This window comes from Acinetobacter geminorum, from assembly GCF_013009345.1.
Classification (GTDB): domain Bacteria; phylum Pseudomonadota; class Gammaproteobacteria; order Pseudomonadales; family Moraxellaceae; genus Acinetobacter; species Acinetobacter geminorum.
In genome coordinates, this window is record NZ_JABELE010000008.1 from 55,545 (window position 1) to 74,508 (window position 18,964).

At 39.4% G+C, this 18,964-nt stretch carries 19 protein-coding genes; 9 read left to right on the forward strand and 10 right to left on the reverse strand.

Annotated elements, in window-relative coordinates; all coding sequences use genetic code 11:
- Positions 1–30 precede the first annotated feature (30 nt).
- Together mrcB and HJG58_RS09100 are read left to right on the forward strand one after the other, a co-directional pair.
- Positions 31–2,427: a penicillin-binding protein 1B gene (gene mrcB, locus HJG58_RS09095; protein WP_170248641.1), complete on the forward strand. Its 2,397-nt coding sequence runs from the start codon at positions 31–33 to the stop codon at positions 2,425–2,427.
- A 21-nt stretch (positions 2,428–2,448) separates the two neighbouring features.
- Positions 2,449–2,997, forward strand: coding sequence for a tetratricopeptide repeat protein (locus tag HJG58_RS09100; protein ID WP_170248642.1), 549 nt, complete (start codon positions 2,449–2,451; stop codon positions 2,995–2,997).
- A 25-nt stretch (positions 2,998–3,022) separates the two neighbouring features.
- Here the strand turns inward: HJG58_RS09100 and HJG58_RS09105 are convergent, their stop codons facing one another.
- A complete protein-coding gene (locus tag HJG58_RS09105) occupies positions 3,023–3,919 on the reverse strand; it encodes an NUDIX domain-containing protein (RefSeq protein ID WP_170248643.1) in 897 nt (298 codons plus the stop codon).
- A 136-nt stretch (positions 3,920–4,055) separates the two neighbouring features.
- Here HJG58_RS09105 and hemP point away from each other — a divergent pair, with 136 nt between their 5' ends.
- Positions 4,056–4,226, forward strand: coding sequence for a hemin uptake protein HemP (gene hemP, locus HJG58_RS09110; protein WP_002118129.1), 171 nt, complete (start codon positions 4,056–4,058; stop codon positions 4,224–4,226).
- Positions 4,227–4,298: 72 nt separating this feature from the next.
- On the opposite strand, the gene HJG58_RS09115 is transcribed toward hemP, so the two are convergent.
- The 4 genes from HJG58_RS09115 to HJG58_RS09130 form a co-directional block, all read right to left on the reverse strand.
- On the reverse strand, positions 4,299–5,639 hold the full coding sequence (locus tag HJG58_RS09115; protein WP_170248644.1) for a sensor histidine kinase: 1,341 nt from the start codon (positions 5,637–5,639) through the stop codon (positions 4,299–4,301).
- Positions 5,636–6,298: a response regulator transcription factor gene (locus tag HJG58_RS09120; RefSeq protein WP_170248645.1), complete on the reverse strand. Its 663-nt coding sequence runs from the start codon at positions 6,296–6,298 to the stop codon at positions 5,636–5,638. The genes HJG58_RS09115 and HJG58_RS09120 overlap by 4 nt, the downstream gene beginning before the upstream one ends.
- Positions 6,299–6,405: 107 nt before the next feature.
- On the reverse strand, positions 6,406–6,765 hold the full coding sequence (locus HJG58_RS09125) for a NirD/YgiW/YdeI family stress tolerance protein (RefSeq protein ID WP_170248646.1): 360 nt from the start codon (positions 6,763–6,765) through the stop codon (positions 6,406–6,408).
- 80 nt (positions 6,766–6,845) lie between these two features.
- A complete protein-coding gene (locus HJG58_RS09130) occupies positions 6,846–8,603 on the reverse strand; it encodes a type IV pilus assembly ATPase TfpB (protein WP_170248647.1) in 1,758 nt (585 codons plus the stop codon).
- A 288-nt stretch (positions 8,604–8,891) separates the two neighbouring features.
- Here HJG58_RS09130 and HJG58_RS09135 point away from each other — a divergent pair, with 288 nt between their 5' ends.
- Positions 8,892–10,163: an MgtC/SapB family protein gene (locus HJG58_RS09135; RefSeq protein ID WP_170248648.1), complete on the forward strand. Its 1,272-nt coding sequence runs from the start codon at positions 8,892–8,894 to the stop codon at positions 10,161–10,163.
- A 6-nt stretch (positions 10,164–10,169) separates the two neighbouring features.
- On the opposite strand, the gene tsaA is transcribed toward HJG58_RS09135, so the two are convergent.
- Complete coding sequence (gene tsaA, locus HJG58_RS09140; protein ID WP_170248649.1) at positions 10,170–10,904, reverse strand: tRNA (N6-threonylcarbamoyladenosine(37)-N6)-methyltransferase TrmO; 735 nt, start codon at positions 10,902–10,904, stop codon at positions 10,170–10,172.
- 101 nt (positions 10,905–11,005) lie between these two features.
- Between tsaA and HJG58_RS09145 the strand changes: the two genes are divergently transcribed.
- Positions 11,006–11,785: a ferredoxin--NADP reductase gene (locus tag HJG58_RS09145; protein WP_002118187.1), complete on the forward strand. Its 780-nt coding sequence runs from the start codon at positions 11,006–11,008 to the stop codon at positions 11,783–11,785.
- Between the two features lie 54 nt (positions 11,786–11,839).
- On the opposite strand, the gene HJG58_RS09150 is transcribed toward HJG58_RS09145, so the two are convergent.
- Positions 11,840–12,709: a PhzF family phenazine biosynthesis protein gene (locus tag HJG58_RS09150; RefSeq protein WP_170248650.1), complete on the reverse strand. Its 870-nt coding sequence runs from the start codon at positions 12,707–12,709 to the stop codon at positions 11,840–11,842.
- A gap of 230 nt (positions 12,710–12,939) precedes the next feature.
- On the opposite strand from HJG58_RS09150, the gene HJG58_RS09155 reads away from it, so the two are divergent.
- The 4 genes from HJG58_RS09155 (at position 12,940) to abeS (ending at position 16,659) form a co-directional block, all read left to right on the forward strand.
- Positions 12,940–14,406 carry an aminotransferase-like domain-containing protein gene (locus HJG58_RS09155; protein WP_170248720.1) on the forward strand — a complete coding sequence of 489 codons (1,467 nt, stop codon included), beginning with the start codon at positions 12,940–12,942 and terminating at the stop codon, positions 14,404–14,406.
- 56 nt (positions 14,407–14,462) lie between these two features.
- A complete protein-coding gene (trhP, locus tag HJG58_RS09160; protein WP_170248651.1) occupies positions 14,463–15,833 on the forward strand; it encodes a prephenate-dependent tRNA uridine(34) hydroxylase TrhP in 1,371 nt (456 codons plus the stop codon).
- Between the two features lie 2 nt (positions 15,834–15,835).
- On the forward strand, positions 15,836–16,087 hold the full coding sequence (locus HJG58_RS09165) for a YfhL family 4Fe-4S dicluster ferredoxin (protein WP_170248652.1): 252 nt from the start codon (positions 15,836–15,838) through the stop codon (positions 16,085–16,087).
- Positions 16,088–16,329: 242 nt separating this feature from the next.
- Positions 16,330–16,659 carry a multidrug efflux SMR transporter AbeS gene (gene abeS / locus HJG58_RS09170; protein ID WP_017402972.1) on the forward strand — a complete coding sequence of 110 codons (330 nt, stop codon included), beginning with the start codon at positions 16,330–16,332 and terminating at the stop codon, positions 16,657–16,659.
- A gap of 73 nt (positions 16,660–16,732) precedes the next feature.
- On the opposite strand, the gene HJG58_RS09175 is transcribed toward abeS, so the two are convergent.
- From HJG58_RS09175 to HJG58_RS09185, 3 genes are read right to left on the reverse strand one after another with little or no spacing between them, the layout of a single operon-like run.
- A complete protein-coding gene (locus HJG58_RS09175; RefSeq protein WP_170248653.1) occupies positions 16,733–17,509 on the reverse strand; it encodes an ABC transporter ATP-binding protein in 777 nt (258 codons plus the stop codon).
- Between the two features lie 9 nt (positions 17,510–17,518).
- Positions 17,519–18,232 (reverse strand): ABC transporter permease, encoded by a 714-nt coding sequence (locus HJG58_RS09180; RefSeq protein WP_170248654.1) that lies wholly within the window; start codon positions 18,230–18,232, stop codon positions 17,519–17,521.
- Positions 18,229–18,918, reverse strand: coding sequence for an ABC transporter permease (locus HJG58_RS09185; protein ID WP_170248655.1), 690 nt, complete (start codon positions 18,916–18,918; stop codon positions 18,229–18,231). The genes HJG58_RS09180 and HJG58_RS09185 overlap by 4 nt, the downstream gene beginning before the upstream one ends.
- Between the last annotated feature and the right edge of the window lie 46 nt (positions 18,919–18,964).

Consider the following 18,964-nt stretch of genomic DNA (forward strand, 5'->3'; position numbering starts at 1 on the left):
CAGGCATTGTTAGGGTTTTATCTCATTTTTATGAAGTTTGAACGTGGTATCGGTTTCTTTGCACTAATTTTTTCCATTTTGGTCATTGGTGCTTTTATTGCTCTTAGTATCTATCTGATTCGTTTAGATAATATTATCCGTGAAAAATTTGAAGGACAACGGTGGGATATTCCCGCCAAAGTGTTTGCACGACCTTTGGAAATTTATAATAACGCGCCTATTACCCAAGCAAATTTCACTCAAGAATTAAAACTTTTGGGTTACAAAACTTCAAGTAATTATGACAAGTCTGGAACCTATGTTACTCAGGGTAGCAACATGTATATCCATACACGTGGTTTTGATTACGGTGACAGTGTTGAACCCGAACAAGTACTAGAGTTAAGTTTTGCAAATGATCAGGTTGCTGAAGTTCGAAGTACAAAACCTTCTTCAACTGGTGTTGCACGACTAGAGCCACTTCTGATTGGCGGGATCTACCCTCAACATAATGAAGACCGTGTTCTCATTAAACTGAATAATGTCCCTAAACCACTTATTGAAGCTTTAATTTCAACAGAAGACCGTAATTTCTATCATCATCACGGTATTTCAATTCGTGGTACTGCCCGTGCATTAGTGAGTAATATCACAGGTGGTAAACGTCAAGGTGGTTCAACCCTGACTCAGCAATTAGTTAAAAACTTCTACCTCACACCTGAACGTACACTCAAACGTAAAGTTAATGAAGCATTAATGGCTTTACTCATTGAGCTGCATTACAGCAAAGATGAAATTTTAGAAGCCTACTTAAATGAAGTGAATCTAGGCCAAAATGGTAGCTACTCAATTAATGGCTATGGTTTGGCTTCTCAATTTTATTTTGGTTTACCGTTACGTGAGCTAAGTGTCGCACAGCAAGCTTATTTAGTTGGTTTAGTGCAAGGCCCTTCTTTGTATAACCCATGGAAAAATCCTGAAGGTGCAAAAAAACGCCGCGATACCGTGTTAAATAACATGCGTGTAATGGGTTATTTAACTCAAGCAGAATATGAAGATGAAATTGCACGTCCTTTAAATGTGCTAAGCAAACCAAGTTTAGGTCCTGCAAAATTCCCTGACTTTTTAGATATTGTGCGTCGTCAATTACGTACAGAATATCAAGAAAGTGATTTAACTAATCAAGGCTTACGTATTTTTACGACGTTAGATCCTATTACTCAAACTCAAGTTCAAAATGCGTTTAAAGCTTCTGTAGAGCGCTTAGCAAACAGCAACCCATCACGTTTGAAAAATTTACAAGGTGCTGTACTGATTGCACATCCAGAAAACGGCGAGCTTGTTGCTGCTGTTGGTTCTACACAAGACTTTACTGGTTTTAACCGTGCTGTAGATGCAAAACGCCAAGTCGGTTCTTTATTAAAACCTGTGATTTATTTAAGTGCTATTGAATCTGGGCGTTATAACTGGGCAACCCAAATTGAAGATGCACCGATTAGTGTCCCTGTAGATGGGGGCAAAAGCTGGACACCTAAAAACTACAGTGGTGGCGGACATGGTGTAGTCAGCCTGAGTGAAGCTTTGGCAAACTCATATAACCTCTCTGCTGTACGCTTGGGTCAAGAGTTTGGTTTATCTACATTTACCAACAACTTAAGAAAGTTTGGTGTTGAGTCGACCATTCCTGCCTACCCTTCTATTTTCCTTGGGGCAGTCAATATGTCACCAATGGAGGTTCTTGGAATTTATGAGAACTTTGCTACAGGTGGTTTTAAATATCCGACTCGTGCAATTCGATCTGTCGTAGATGCCAATGGTCGCCTACTTGACCGTTATGGTCTGAATGTTCAACAAACGATTGATCCGTCTGTTGGCTATATCATGAATTATGGTCTACAACAGGTCATGTCTTCGGGTACTGGTCGCGCAGCTTATAATAGCTTGTCTCCTGCTTTAAAATTGGCAGGTAAATCAGGTACGACTAACGATACACGTGACTCATGGTTTGCGGGCTACTCAGGTAACCACGTTGCTGTAGTTTGGTTAGGTTTAGATGACAACAAAGTGACTGGATTAACAGGTTCATCTGGTGCATTGCCAGTATGGATTAATGTGATGAAACAATTACGTCAAACGCCTGTAAATCTACGTCAACCAGACACAGTACAGTGGCAGTGGATTGACCGTGCAACGGGTGATTTATCTGCTCAGGCATGTGATGGTGCAATGTATATTCCGATGCTAACCCATACAGTTCCGCACCGTGCTACGCTATGTGGAGCACCTTATTATCAAGTTGATCCAACATATACACCACAAAGTGATAACACAATTCCTGATTCTCAGGATGATAATACCGACAGTTATATTCGTGAAAGTGAAAACCAGATGGAACAAGATCTGTCAAACAACTCACGTGTAATTTCAAGTGGTAGTTATAACAACTAAGCGTTAACAGGAAATTAGGATATGTTGAAGAAAGGTGTTTTTTATATTGGTGCTGTTCTTATGGTCGGCTGTACAACTCTGCCCGATCATTCTGACTCCCAAGAGAAAACACCTACTCCTCCAGTCAAAAAGACGGAAACTTCATCAGGTGTAAAAATTACGCCTTATGATCACCCAGAAATTCAACGTAAAAATTTACAGGTGATTGTTCCTCAACAGAAAAAGCCTCAACATTTTAGTGATGATGGTAGCCAGTTACCTGCATTTAAAGTTTTAATGCAAAAAACACAGCAGGCTTATAAAAACCAGCAATGGTCAGAAGCTGAACGCTATGCGCTTCAAGCACAGCGTTTAGCTCCTCAAGCCGCAGAAACATATCTATTTCTTGCCCTTACGGCAAATCATAAACAGCAATATTCTAATGCCGAGTCTCTAGCACGACGTGGTTTAAGTTTTGCCCAAAGTCAGGCCATGAAAAAGCAACTTTGGTTGACCATCTTAAAAGCTGGACAACAACGCAATAATCAAAAAACTGTTCAAGAAGCGCAACAAGCATTAAAAGCCCTCTAGCTTTTAATGCTTTTCTATTTTCTTATTAGAAATTACGAATACCTGCTAAGCCATATGCACCATGCTGTTGTGCAGTAGCTAAATTATCAGGATGCACTCCCCCCAATGCAAAAACCGGAATCTGGCTATTTTGGGCGAGATCCCTAAAACGTTCCCAACCTAATGCCACAGCTTCTGGATGAGTCGTTGTTGGTTTTACAGGACTAATAAAAACAGCATCGCAACCAATCTGCTGAGCTTGCTTTAAAGAAACCGCATCATGACAAGCAGCAATATAACGTACGCCCACTGTTAAATCGCCTTTATGCAAATTCATGAGTTGAGATTGTTTTAAATGAACGGTCTTAATCTGTTTTCGTAATTCAGGGCTTAATTGCTGCCAAATATCTACATTTACAATTAAACTTGATCGTTGTTCTTCATCTAAAGCAGTTAATTGCTCTATATACTGCGGCTCAAATTCTTCGATACGCCAGTACAATAAAGCATCACTACTTTCTACCGTTGAAAGCGTATTGCTAATTTTGATGAGATGAGGCCAGTATAGCCTCTTTATGATGTCTTTATTGGCTTTTGGAAAGTTTAGGTGAAGCAATTGTTCACGTGTATACCATGCCCATGGCTGATGAATAAGATTTAATAGTTCATCAGGCACATAACTATGGAACAAATGTAAATTGACAATAATGTCATCATATTCATGGTGAATATAATCAAACTGGTGCCAATCTTTTAAACCAATACCCACTTCTTCATAGATTTCACGGCGACAGGCTTCTTCTGGTGTTTCACCCTGCTCAACCTTTCCTCCAGGGAACTCATGCTTTCCACCTTGATGTTGCTGCTCTTCGCGCCATCCAACTAATATTTTTCCACGATGGATCAAGATTGCTATAGCGACATCGACTATTGGTTTGGGCATCTTTTTACTCTCTAAAACTTTTCTCAAGTGTAAGCAAATTTTATCATTTTATAAAATCTTAAAAATCTCATTGACAGATCTATTCGATAATGATTATCATTTAAATCGTTCAAGAACATACCACGGAGCACAACAAATGAACGCACCTTTTAGCTTATTTACCCGTAACAATGACACAGCTCACGCCTTACCAATGTTACATTCTAATAACCTCTTTGCATTAGGTCGTGAAATTCGCATTATGCATGCTGGCGAGGAATATCGTTTACGCCTCACTCGCAACAATCGCCTAATTTTAACTAAATAAAAAACATACTCGCGTTTCAATAATATTCGTGGGAAAACAAAAAATGGATAGCATGGGTAACCATGCTATTTTTTATGAAGGAAGAATAATCTCTGCCCTCAGACCACCTTGTTCAGCATGCATAAAATGTAACTTGCCATTATGCAATTCAATAATTTTTCGAGTAATTGAAATTCCTAACCCAGAACCTTGCTGCTGAGTACCAAGCACCCGAAAAAAGCGCTGCCCTAACCGTAATAGCACTTCATCATCTACCCCATTTCCCGTGTCTTCAATAGACACCTTAATTTGCTGTTCATACTGACTAATCTCAACATGAATAGAACCTAAATTCGGGCTATAACGAATGGCGTTATCAAATAAATTTCTAAAAGCAATAAACAGCAATTCTTCATTCGCATATGTTTTAGTTTCTGTCGATAAAGTATTTGTCTCTATCAACATCTGTTTAGTTTTCGCATCTAAATCTACAGTTTCAATCACTCTTGCCAACAAATAATTTAAATCGATAACTGTCTTAGGCAGTTCGGGCTGCTCAGCCTCATTGGGTTCCAAACGAGCAAGAAGTAACAAATTTTCAAGTATTTTTGTACTTCTAGAGACGTCTTCTTGTATGCGTTCAAAATCTTGATGAAGTTCTGGAAGATGTTGGTATTTACGCTGCAAAACCTGAAGGCGCATTTGTATGGCAGATAACGGAGAACGTAGCTCATGCGAAGCATCCGCAGTAAAACGCTGTTCAGCAACGAGAGCTCTTTGCAGTCTTGCAAGCAATTGATTTAAAGCATCTATAACAGGTTGAATTTCTGTAATGACATCTGGTTCCTGAATCGGTTCTAAATTTGATGCAGTTTTTTGAGCAATCCGTCTAGAGAGTAGATTTAACGCGGCCAATTCATGTTCGGTACGCCAACTTATAATCACCCATTGTAATAGCCAGAACAACAACATAAGACCGCTATATCCAGCAAGTGCTTTAAGTACCTCTTCAACACGCGTACTCATTGGTTGAAAAACTTCAACTTGTAGTTGAGAGTCTTCTTGTTGTGCAGCTAGACTACGCCATAATTGTCCATCAAACCAAAAATACGAAAAACCTTCTGATAAGTTACCTTGTTCAAAAAGTTCATGCTGATAGGTATGAGAATGAGTAAGTACTTGGCCTGTGTTTAATAACTCATACTGAATATCAAATTCATCACTTAGCTCATCAAACTGTTTCATGGAGTGTTCAGAAAGATCGGAAACCAGTAAAGTATCTGAAATTTCATCCATGATTTCGTCTTGCACTGACATGTTGTGATAGATCGAAAATATGGTGAGTAAGCTTAAAGCCAACAATCCCACCACGATACTACTCCACATCGTGGTTTTAATCAGTTGCGACTGCAAAGATGAGCGATTCGATTTCATTTTAAATCTCCCATACGGTAGCCTAGTCCCCGTATGGTTTTAATGCTGCTGCTTCCGATTTTTTTTCGAAGTTGATAAATAAACACTTCGATCGCGTTACTTTCAATTTCCTCGCCCCATGCATAAAGGGCTTCTTCTAATTGATCACGGGTAATAATATGCTCGGGATGCACCATAAGCTTACGCAATATTTGGAATTCTTTTGCCGTTAAATCGATAGACTTGCCAGCGCTTAATACGACTTTCGCTTGCGTATCAAGTTGTAGGTCGCCCCATGTTAGAATTGATTGTTGACTCAACGTGTGCTTACGTAATTGAGCGCGAATTCGGGCGGATAACTCTTCTAAACTAAAAGGCTTAACCAAATAATCATTTGCGCCTAAATCTAGCCCCTCTACCCGATCATGAATACTGTCACGAGCTGTAATAAAAATAACAGGAACATTTTTTTGTTTATGGCGAATCGTCGTTAAAACCTTTTCACCAGCCAGTTGAGGTAGTCCCCGATCAAGTAAAATACAGTCATAATCATGCTGTTCGATTGCCGTAAGTGCATAATCACCTCTTTCGACCCAATCTACCTGATAACCGTCTAACTCTAACCATGATTGAATGCTTTCAGCTTGAGAGCGATCATCTTCTGCAAGCAAAATTCTCATCTATTTTTCCTGTTATATCCTGATTTGATCTTGCCAAGCCTTTATAAAAAAAGCAAAGCCGCATGATTTAAATGCGGCTAAAAGTAGTAAATCTAGAGATTCATTCATTAGAACTGAACTTGATCTACGTCAATCTCTACGCGTTTTAAAGGTTTATAGTCAATATCTACTTCACCAATTAAAGTCACATTTGTATTGGCTGAAATAGGGCGACCTTGCCAAAGTTCATCATCTACATCAATTGTAATGCTACCTGTCTTGTCACGAAATTGATATTTTTCATCACCTAAAGATTTTACAACCTGACCATGTAATTTGATCGGTGTATTATCTTTTGAGATTAATGCCTGTTTTACTGTGGTGACAGTTGCCGGAGCAATTGCAGCTTGATTCACTGGTGTATTCGCCACAACTACGCTAGCAGCAGTCATACCAGCAGTCATCAACATTACTTTAAGCATATTCATATTATTACCCTCTGTTTATGGTTCCCTCTTGGGATAAAGCGATTAAATCAAGCATAAATGAGGTGAATCTTAAGAAAAACTTAATTTAATGGCACAACCCTCAAGACCTCTTCTAATGTCGTAAGTCCTTCAATCACTTTACGGGCTCCTGCAATTCTTAAAGGTTCTATACCTTCTTTTTTAGTTTGAGTTCTTAAATCATTTAATGTCACATGACTACTAATAAGGTGTTTAAGCTCAAGACTGACCGGCATAAATTCGTAAATACCGACTCGCCCTTTATAGCCTGTATGACGACATTCTTCGCAGCCTACCGCTTGATAAACCGTTTCAGGCATTTCCATAATGTAGTCAAAGGTTAGGTGTTCCCACTCATCCTCATTAATGTGAGTTTTTTGCTTACAGTGTGGACAAAGCTGGCGGACTAAGCGCTGCGCGAGAACACCTAAAATTGTTGCAGCTGTCAGAAATGGCTGTACACCTAGATCATGCAAACGAGTCAAACTAGACGGTGCATCATTGGTATGTAAAGTTGATAAAACCAAATGACCTGTTAATGCTGCCTGAATGGCCATATTCGCTGTATCTTGATCACGAATTTCCCCAATCATAATAATGTCAGGGTCTTGACGCATAAGCGCACGCACACCGTCTGCAAAGCCTAATTCAATTGCATTATTGACCTGCATTTGGTTAAAACTAGGCTCTAGCATTTCAATCGGATCTTCAATGGTACATACATTGACCTGCTCGGTTGCAAGCTGCTTTAAAGATGAATATAGCGTGGTCGTTTTACCAGAGCCTGTGGGTCCCGTGACTAAAATAATACCGTGGCTATTTTTTGTTAATTGTTGCCACTGTTGTAATAAACGCTCTTCAAAACCCAATTGCTGAAAAGAACGCACCAGCACATCAGGATCAAAAATTCGCATAACCAGTTTTTCACCAAATGCTGTTGGCAAAGTAGATAGGCGTAGTTCGGTTTCTTGCCCTTTTGGTGTACGTGTTTTTAAGCGACCATCTTGTGGTTTACGCTTTTCCGCTACATTCAAACGCCCTAAAATTTTAATTCGAGAAATCACGGCGGTCAGTGTATTTGAAGGCATGTTATAAATGGTGTGTAAAACGCCATCAATACGGAACCTAACTTTACCATTATCTTTGCGCGGTTCCATATGAATATCACTGGCACTCTGTTCAAATGCGAACTGTAAAATCCAGTCGACCAACTTCACTATATGCTGATCATTCGCATCTGGGTTTTGACTATCGCCAAGCTGCAAAAGTGCTTCAACATTTTTAGCGTCGCGGTCATGAGCCGCATCTTTTTGAGCCGAGTTTACCGCGCGACTTACCTGATAATATTCTCGCAAATAACGCTGTAACTGTTCGGGATTAAGCAGTACCCGTTCAATTTTTTTAGGCGCTAGACTTCGTTCGAGATTATTGAGCCAATCTGTTTGAAAGGGCTGATCTGTTCCTATCACGATTCGGTCAGCATGAATTTCAACAGCTAAAATATGATTGCGAATCGCAAACTCTTGTGACATGACCTGCGTTAAAGCGCTTACATCTGCCTTTAAAGGATCTATTACAAATAGTGGTAGCTGAACCCGATCTGCAAACCATAAACACAAGCGGTTTAAACTCAAATGGGCATGTGTATGCTGCTGATCTTTTAAATTAAAATGTGCGATCCACTGTAATGGATGCCACTTTAACTGGTCTTTTTGGCGGTGGCTTGACTGTACCAGTAATTTATCTCGTTCTGTGATACGGCCTTCTTGTAATAGTTGTTCTAGACACCAATAAGTATCTATTTCTACATGTGCATTCATGCGTTATCCCCAATATATTTTTATAATATAGCAGAGATGTTTTAGATTTAACTCACCCCAAAATCGTTAAATCCACTATTTAAATATCCTTCAACTTCAAATAATTAAACCAATTCTCAACTTGATATTTTTTTGCGTCATAGGTCATGTTTATAAAAATATTTTGTATGTTGCATTGTCTAAAAAAGATACTATGATCAGTCTCATAAAAAGCATAAACTGAACATGAATACATGATTTTAAAATGATTCAAATCTACATATAACGATAAGCATAAGAGGAAGTAATATGGAACTTCCAATGACAATGTCATTACAAACAACATCCTTTGAAGAATTCATTACAGTCATTGCAGCTGCCCTTGGCTGTGGCTTATTAATCGGCTTAGAACGAGAGCGCAGTAAGCTCAAACACGAATATAAAACTTTCGCTGGTTTTAGATCTTTTGCAATTAGTGCTTTATTAGGCGCGATCTGTTTTTTATTCGGCACTTCAATTGGGATTGTTGGAGCTTTAATCATCGGTGCAATTAGCATCGTTTCCCTAAAAAATCAGCCAAATGACCCGGGCGTAACTACCGAACTCGCCTTTATTATGACTTATTTCATTGGGGCACTTTGTATTTGGAATATTTCGCTCGCTGCTGGCCTAGCTGTGATCATGACAACTATCTTAATAGCCAAGCAGTCTATGCATGGCATTGCCAGTCAGTGGATTACCGAATCGGAATTGCGTGATGGTATTTTTCTGCTTGCCTTACTTTTAATTGCTTTGCCTTTAGTTCCCAATAAGCCTTTTTGGGGACCAGTTCTAAATCCACATGTGATTTTAAAATTACTGACTTTAATTTTATTTGTGCAAGCACTCGCTCATATTGCAAAGCGATTACTCTCCTCTAAAAATGCTTTATTACTTTCTTCCTTAGCCTCTGGTTTTGTTTCAAGTACGGCGACCATTGCCAGTTTAGGTTTAGAAGTTCGTTCTGGTCGAGCAAATGCAAAGACCAATGCAGGTGCTGCATTGATGTCTTGCGTTTCAACACTGATTCAAACCTTAATTATTGTGATCGGTATTAGCTTTGCTTGGTTCAAGCTAATTATATTTCCTACACTTATTGCATTAATAGTTTTAGCAGTATGGGCCTTTATTTTATTACGTAAAGCCGAGCCTAGTACGGCTTCGCCCGAGCTTGACTCAAGAATGTTCAGCTTAAAAGAGGCCATTATTATTGCAGGTACACTTACCCTTATTCAGGCAGGTGTTTATGGTTTAAGTATATCTTTAGGCGATGCGGGATTAATCGCGGGAACGTTACTTGCTTCATTATTTGAAATACATGCAGCTATAGCAGCGGTCATTGTGCAAGGTGAACCTGATAGCGCACATAGGACATCCTTATTAATTGCCTTTTTAGGAGGCTTTGCAGTTCATGCACTTGCTAAAAGTGTGAATTCTGCAATTTCGGGCGGGCTACACTATGCCCTTGCTTTCGTTCCCGCCCAACTCATTCACATGGGGATATTGATTACTTTACTTTGGCTCAATATCCATTGGTTTTAAAAATTTCTATTGTGCAAGCGAAGAAGTCTTCACTACATCGATGACGGTAACTACAAATTGATCGACCTTAAAATGAATATCAAAGTTTGAAAATTTCATTTTATAGATTCGTTCAGGGTCTTCTTGATAAGCAGGCCGAGGATCTAAAGCTAACACTTGCTCAAGCTCATCAATATACTGCGAATCTATTTCTTTATTTTGCAGAAAATATTTTTGCGCTGTTAATGCAGCTTCAGTCCAAATGACTGCCTTTCGTTCAGGTTCTGCATGTGCATAACCACTTTGAGCCTCCGCAATTGCATCAGAATATTGAATATAGGGTTTGATATCTAAAATTGGGGTGCCATTTAACAAATCACTTCCTGTGACATAGACACGGACAGACTTCCCCACTTTTTCCACTTTATTAAGTTTTACGACTGAAAGCCCGATTGGAGAAGGTCTATACATACTTCGTGTAGCAAATACCCCAATTTTTTCATTACCACCTAAACGTGGCGGACGAACCTGTGGACGGAACTTATCTGCGCTGCCTTGATTTTTATTATTATGAAACTGCCAAACTAACCAGAGATGACTAAATTGCTCAATTCCCTCAAAGGCTAATAAGTCATTATATGGTTCTACCATATCAATATAAGACTCGATATTGACCAGATTAGGCTGGCGTGGAATACCAAATTTTTCACGATAGGGAGAGCACATATGGCCAATGATGGGTAAGGTGACAGAATTGATCATCACTTTTTCTTATAAACACAATTAAATATATTCAGTTTATCGGGAATGAAATTAGATTAGAATAGCAATCTGTTTTCTTTTAATCGTGATCGAGACCTTTAATGGCTGCTTTTAACGTTGAACGCATTACTCATGTTCACCACTGGAATGACACTCTTTTCAGTTTTAAAACTACACGCGACACTAGCTTACGTTTTAAAAATGGTCAGTTCGTAATGATCGGACTTGAAGTGAATGGCAAACCGTTAATGCGTGCGTATTCGATTGCAAGTGCAAACTACGAAGAAGAGTTAGAATTCTTCTCAATTAAAGTACAAGATGGTCCTTTAACTTCGATTTTGCAAAAAGTACAAGTTGGTGACGAAATCTTAGTTTCTAAAAAACCAACAGGTACTTTGGTTCATGATGACCTTTTACCAGGTAAAAACTTATACCTTTTATCTTCTGGTACTGGTCTTGCTCCATTCTTATCAATTATTCGTGATCCAGAAACTTACGAACGCTTTGAAAAAGTCATCGTTGTTCACGGTACACGCTATATTTCTGAATTAGCTTATCAAGACCTTATCTTGAACGAATTACCAAACCATGAATTCTTTGAAGAGTTAGGTATTAAAGATAAGCTTGTTTACTACCCTACTGTTACTCGTGAACCTTTTCACACTCAAGGCCGTGTAACAACTGCAATTGAAACTGGCGCTTTATTCGAAAAAATCGGTTTACCACGCTTCAACCGTGAAACTGACCGTGCAATGCTTTGCGGTAGCCCTGCATTCTTAAAAGACGTTGCTGCATTACTTGACCAACACGGTTTAGTTGAATCACCTCGTATGGGTGAAATGGGCGACTACGTCATTGAACGTGCGTTTGTAGAAAAATAATTTTTCTAGATATAAAAAACCGAGGCAAAGTCCTCGGTTTTTTTATGTCTGTTTTTACAACTTAATTGTGCCATCGATACAGGTGACAGCGGTTCCACCCACTAAAATTTTATCTTGATACAATTCAAGTTGAAGCTGTCCGTCTCGACCTACCGCACAACCTTGTGAAGAAAGTACGACATCATTTTGTGCAGGAAGAATCCCATAGTAACGAATAAATGAAGCTACGCTACCATTACCACTACCACAAACCGGATCTTCATTTATTCCACATGAAGGAGCAAATGAACGAACTTCTATGTGTTTTTGTTCATCATTATTTTCATGAAAACCAAAAATTGTCGCACCCGTAACTTTCATTTCTAAGTCATGTTCTTTTAAAGCAACAAAGTCTGGTTGGCTATCTAAAACAGCGTCAGCATTAACAGCTTGCAATACAATCCAGCGCGCCCCTACATCCACCAATGCAGCGTTCCATTGAGTATTAACTGCACATTTTAAAATTTCTGCTAATTTCTCAGTGTGCATTGCATCTAGTGGAGTAATTTTAGGCTTAGGTAGTTCAAATGAAATATGACTTGATTCACTCACAGTCAGAGTCACCAAACCAGCACCGCACTGCTGTACCAGCTTACCTTCTTTCGCTTTAATTAGACCAGCCTCAAGCAAAGCATAGGCAGTACCAATTGTAGGATGTCCTGCAAATGGCAATTCACTTTGTGGAGTAAAAATTCGAACCTGATAGTCAGCTTGTGAATCGGTCGCGGGGAGCACAAATGTGGTTTCAGAAAGATTGGTCCAGTTCGCAATTTCCTGCATCTGCTCAGATGTTAAGGTACTGGCATCCATAATAACTGCGACAGGATTACCTTTAAATGCGTGTGAAGTAAAAACATCAACTTGTTTAAATGCAACAACAGACATAGACCTCTCCTACTGATTTTAAAATTAAAAAATATGGCTTTTAAGTCCTTACCATTTTTTGATCTTACTGATTTATTTTTAATGGTCACAGTATCAATTAATATAAAAAATAATAGACACAGTTTTTAAGTTTAGATTTGCGTTAAATGAACTGATCAAAAGTAATCACAATATTTGAGATAAATAAGAGATCACTATAAAGTGTATCCATCGCTTTGTCTTTTTAATGAATTGATATGTACAAATATAAAGAAGTAAGTGATGACCTCACTCTTCAAATTCAGAATGGCAGGCAGCCTATTGGTTCTCGGCTGCCATCAATTCGAGATTGTGCCCAGCATTATCAGGTCAGTATTAACACCGTAAAAGAAGCTTATCGCCAGCTTGAAGATCAAGGTTTAATTTCAGTTCGCCCACAGTCTGGCTACTATGTTTGTCATGCGCCGTCCAACTTACTAGAACTCGAAGAGCGGTATGTCAGTGAAGAAAAAGTATCTCTTTCAGGAATTAGCTGTTTTCTCGCACAAATTGTTAAAAAGCAAATGGACCCCGACTATGTCAATTTGGCCCTAGCTTGCCCTTCTGGGGAAAATTTCTATCCAATTGAACGTTTAAAACGCTTAACTGCTCAAGTTTTACGGACACAACCAGACATTTTTAAAAACTATACTTTACCGCCCGGTTCTATACGTTTACGCACTCAAATTGCTAGGCGAAGCTTACAACTCGGTATGTTTCTTTCAGCAGATGATATTGTGCTCACTCATGGCACGATGGAGGCTTTAAGTCTCGCGATCATGGCAACAACTCAAGCGGGCGACAGTGTAGCGCTTGAGATTCCTACATTTCACAACCTGTACCCACTCCTTCATAATTTAGGTCGAAAAATTGTAGAAGTGCCGACCTCACCACATACAGGTATGTGCATAGATACTCTTGAAGAACTATTAAAATCTCAAAGTGTACAAGCCATTTTAACCATTCCAACAGGACACAATCCTCTCGGTTTTAGCATGCCTGAAAGTAACCGTCGTCGCTTGGCAGAGTTAGCTAATCAGTTTCGAGTTCCTGTCATTGAAGATGCGATGTATGCCGAATTGCAACTCACCGAGCCCCTCTTACCCAACATCAAAGCGTTTGACCAAAACGGATGGGTTTTGGTATGTGGTAGCTATACAAAGACTGTAGCACCCGACTATCGGATTGGTTGGTTAGAAGCTGGGCGCTTTCGTAATATTGTGCAGCAGCTTAAATTTACAACCACTGTTGCAGAGCCAGCTTTACTCACAGAAACTTTAGGACTTTTCTTAGAGAATGGTGGTTATGACCTGCATTTACGTCAACTCAAAAAACGCTATCAACAGCAAATTGACACCATCAAATCTTATATTTGCCGTTATTTTCCAAACGGTACTCGAGTCAGTCGTCCACAAGCAGGATTTATCCTATGGTTAGAACTACCCGAATCAATTGATACCCTAGAACTGTTTCACCAGGCAATGGATGAAAAAATCTTATGTATGCCGGGAGTTTTATGTTCGGCTGATAAACGTTTTAGTCATTGTTTAAGAATAGCAGCGTGTTTTGAGTTAAATCCCAAAATGTTAAATGCTTTGATGCGCTTAGGAGAGCTAGCAAAAAATATGCTGCCCGTACAAAAGGATAGGGGTCAAATCCCTACTAATTCAGTAGGTTGAATCCCAAATGTGGAGTTAATAAAATAAAACCATATATTTTTTATGCCTTTTATTTTATGAAAACTGAGCTTCTCTCTCCCGCAGGTTCACTTAAAAACATGCGCTATGCTTTTGCCTATGGTGCAGATGCTGTATATGCCGGCCAACCACGTTATAGCTTACGTGTTCGTAATAATGCTTTTGATCATGACAACTTAAAAATCGGAATTGATGAAGCGCATGCTTTGGGTAAAAAGTTTTATGTTGTAGTGATTATTCAACCACATAACAGTAAATTAAAAAACTTTATTCGTGATCTTGAACCTATTGTAGCGATGCAACCAGACGCTCTTATTATGTCTGATCCGGGCTTAATTATGATGGTGCGTGAGCATTTTCCTGATGTGCAAATTCATCTATCGGTTCAAGCCAACGCCATTAACTGGGCCACTGTTAAATTTTGGAAAGACTACGGTCTAAGCCGCGTGATTTTATCGCGTGAGTTATCTTTAGAAGAAATAGAAGAAATCCAGCAACACGTACCAGATATTGAACTCGAAGTTTTTGTACATGGTGCACTATGCATGGCCTACTCAGGCCGCTGCCTACTTTCTGGTTATATGAATAAACGTGATGCCAACCAAGGTGCTTGTACCAATGCTTGCCGTTGGGACTATAAGTTGCATGAAGCCCAAGAAGATGCAAATGGAGATGTGATTCCAGTTACTCAGCTCAACGCGTCAGAAAAGTCTTACTGCTCATCAGCACAATCAGAAACAACCTCGGCTCAAACGCTGCTGGTACAACGCAATGATGAAGAAATGTTTGCGGCTGAAGAAGATGAACACGGCACCTATTTTATGAACTCTAAAGATTTACGTGCGGTACAGCATGTAGATCGTTTAACCAAAATGGGCATCGCCTCACTCAAAATTGAAGGTCGTACTAAATCATATTTTTACTGTGCCCGTACTGCCCAAATTTATCGAAAAGCTATTGATGATGCTTTAGCAGGCAAACCATTTGACCCAAGCTTAATGTCTCAGCTCGAAGGTTTGGCAAATCGTGGTTATACCGAAGGCTTTTTAAGACGTCATGTACACAGTGAATATCAAAACTATGCCGATGGTTCATCGCATTTCGACTACCAACAATTTTGTGGAGAGGTTTTAGAACGTCACGGCGATTATATCCGCATCGAAGTTAAAAACCGTTTTGTAGTGGGCGACTCACTTGAGCTGATGACGCTTCAAGGCAATATCACCTTTACCTTAAACGAAATGCGCGATTTAAAAGGTAACCCAATTACAGATGCTAAAGGTTCGGGGCATTTTATTGAGATTCCACTCTCACAAGATGTTGATGTTAGTTATGCCCTACTCATACGCAATTTGCCTCATGCCAAGGAAAACATTACTGCCTCTACATTAGCTTATTCAGCGAGTTGAAAATGGCGCTTTTGATTACGAATGACTGTATCAATTGTGATATGTGCTTACCAGAATGCCCCAACAACGCCATTTTTGAAGGGAACAAAGTTTATGAGATTGATCCACTGCGTTGTACCGAGTGTGTAGGCTTTTATGATACTCCAACCTGTAAAGCGGTTTGCCCTATCGATTGTATAACACCAGACCCTGCGCATATTGAAAATAAAGAGCAACTGCTAGAGAAATTTAAAGGGTTAAATTTACTCGGCTAATCTATCTTTAAAAAGTCTATAGAGGATCAGGCTAAAGTTACTGATCCTCTTCAATGACTAAGCTGCTCAATGAATAAATAAACGAATAAATAGCTGAGACCACTTTGCTAATGATAAAATCAAATGATCAGTTTGGTTTAACGGTGTCTTGGTACCAAAAAAATTGAATAATCGTTAAAGCTGATCTAACCATTTCAACATTTCATATAGATTGATTAAAACTCTTTCTGGCGTAGCTCCCCATGTCTTATCTTTATTTAGCAATTGCGATTGCTTGTGAAGTCGTTGCAACTTCCGCTTTAAAAGCATCTCAAGGTTTTACTGTTCCCATTCCGTCCATCGTTACGGTAGTGGGCTATGCGATTGCTTTTTATTTATTATCCCTGACGCTAAAAACAATTCCGATCGGGATCGCATACGCTATTTGGTCGGGCGCAGGTATTATTTTAATTTCTGCAATAGGCTGGATATTTTACAAACAGCATTTAGACTTAGCTGCATGCATTGGTCTTACTTTAATGATTGCAGGTATTGTGATTATTAATGTGTTTTCTAAAAATACTCATCTATAAATATAATTAAAAAGCAACCGAGTACGATGCGAATCCTTTTTTTAAAAATTCCACCATACTCGGTATGAACAGCTTATTTCAAACTGCCCGTCAAAAATTGTTTTAAACGCTCACTTTTCGGATTATTGAGTACTTCATCCGGATGGCCCTGTTCCTCAATTTTTCCTTGATGCAAAAAAATCACTTGATTAGAGACATGACGCGCGAAGCCCATTTCATGTGTCACCACAATCATGGTCCGCCCTTCTTCAGCCAAGCCCTGCATAACCTTTAGTACTTCACCCACCAACTCTGGATCAAGCGCGCTGGTTGGTTCATCAAACAACATAACTTCCGGTTCCATAGCCAAAGCACGGGCAATTGCTACACGTTGCTGCTGACCACCAGATAAAAATGCCGGATATTTAGTTTCAACACTTTCAGGTAACCCAACTTTACGCAGATATTTGCGTGCACGCTCTTCTGCTTCAGCACGTTTTACCCCAAGTACGTGAATCGGCCCTTCAATGACATTTTCTAGCACTGTCATGTGTGACCACAAATTAAAATGCTGAAATACCATCATGAGCTGGGTACGCATTTTTTGTAGTTGCTTTGGTTCGACTACTTTTAAATTGCCTTTTTTATCAAAGACTGTACGCAGTTTTTCACCATTAAGCTTAATGGTGCCATTGCTCGGTTGTTCCAAAAAGTTAATACAACGCAGCAAGGTACTTTTACCTGAACCCGATGAACCAATGATACTAATTACATCACCGGCATTTGCATCAAGTGATATTCCTTTAAGCACTTCATGATCGCCGAATGTCTTGTGTAAATCGCGAATCACTAGTTTTGCAACTTGTTCCATTTATGTCTCCTAATGATTCGATGGCTTTAAAAATGCCAACCAACGTTTTTCCAACTTACGAAATATCCAAATCAAAATAAATGCCAGCATTGCATACAACACCGCGGCAATTCCAAAAGCATTGAAAGTGTCATAGGTTGCCGCATTCACATCACGCGCAATTTTTAAAATATCAGGAACTGTTGCTGTAAATGCAATGGTTGTCGCATGCAACATTAAAATGACTTCATTGCCGTAAAATGGTAAAGCACGGCGTAACATCGACGGAATGATAATGCGAGTGTATCGTTTCCATTTTGACATACCGAAAGCTTGTGCAGCCTCAATCTCGCCATGTGGAATAGAACGAATCGCCCCAGCGAAGATTTCAGTGGTATATGCACCAGTATTGAGCGCAAATGCCAAAATCGTGCAATTTATGCCCTCTCGAAAAAAAGCATCAAGAGTCTGGTGTTCATGGATGTAATCAAAGCTGTAAATACCTGAGTAAATAATCAGCAATTGAATATAAAGTGGTGTGCCACGAAAAACATAGGTATATAACCAAACTGGGCCACGCAACCAAAAGTTTTCCGATACTAGTGCAAGTGACAAGGGCACAGCAAGCACAAAACCAATACCAATAGAAAGCACCAATAACCAAGCAGTCATCGCGACACCGGTCATTTGTAAACCATCGGTCCAAAGGTAGGCCTGCCAATATTGTTGAAGGATTTCAATCATAATTGTCCCTTCCTTACACCAGCAGAATAACGACGTTCAAGCCACATTAAAATCAGATTCGACACTGTTGTAATTGCCAAATAGATCGCAGCAGCTACGATGCTGAAAAAGAACAGTTGCATGGTACTTCTACCCGCATCTTGCGTAATTTTTACAATGTCAGTCAGGCCAATAATAGAAACTAGTGCTGTCGCCTTAATTAAAACTTGCCAGTTATTACCAATACCAGGCAGCGCAAAACGCATCATTTGAGGGAATAACACTCGGTGAAAAACCTGCCAAGGCGACATACCATAAGCCATTGCTGCCTCAATTTGGCCTTTTGGAACCGATTGAAATGCACCACGAAAGGTCTCGGTAAAATATGCACCATAAATGAACGCTAAAGTAATCACACCCGCCACAAATGGGTTGATATCAATTTGGTCCATTTGCAGTGCTTCAGTAATTTGGTTAAGCCCCAACTGCAAGCTATAAAATAACAGCAGCATAATGACCAAATCAGGCACACTTCGAATGAGTGTAGTGTAAACTGTTGCTATATAACGTAAAATTTTAATATTTGAGAGTTTTGAGCTCGCACCAATTAAGCCAATAATCACAGAAAGTAAAAGTGACAACAACGCAAGCTGTATGGTCATCCATGTCCCGCTGAGCAGGAGTGGCCCAAAGCCAGAAAAAAACATGACTCATCTTCTCCTTAAAAACAATATCTAATATTGATGAGATGAG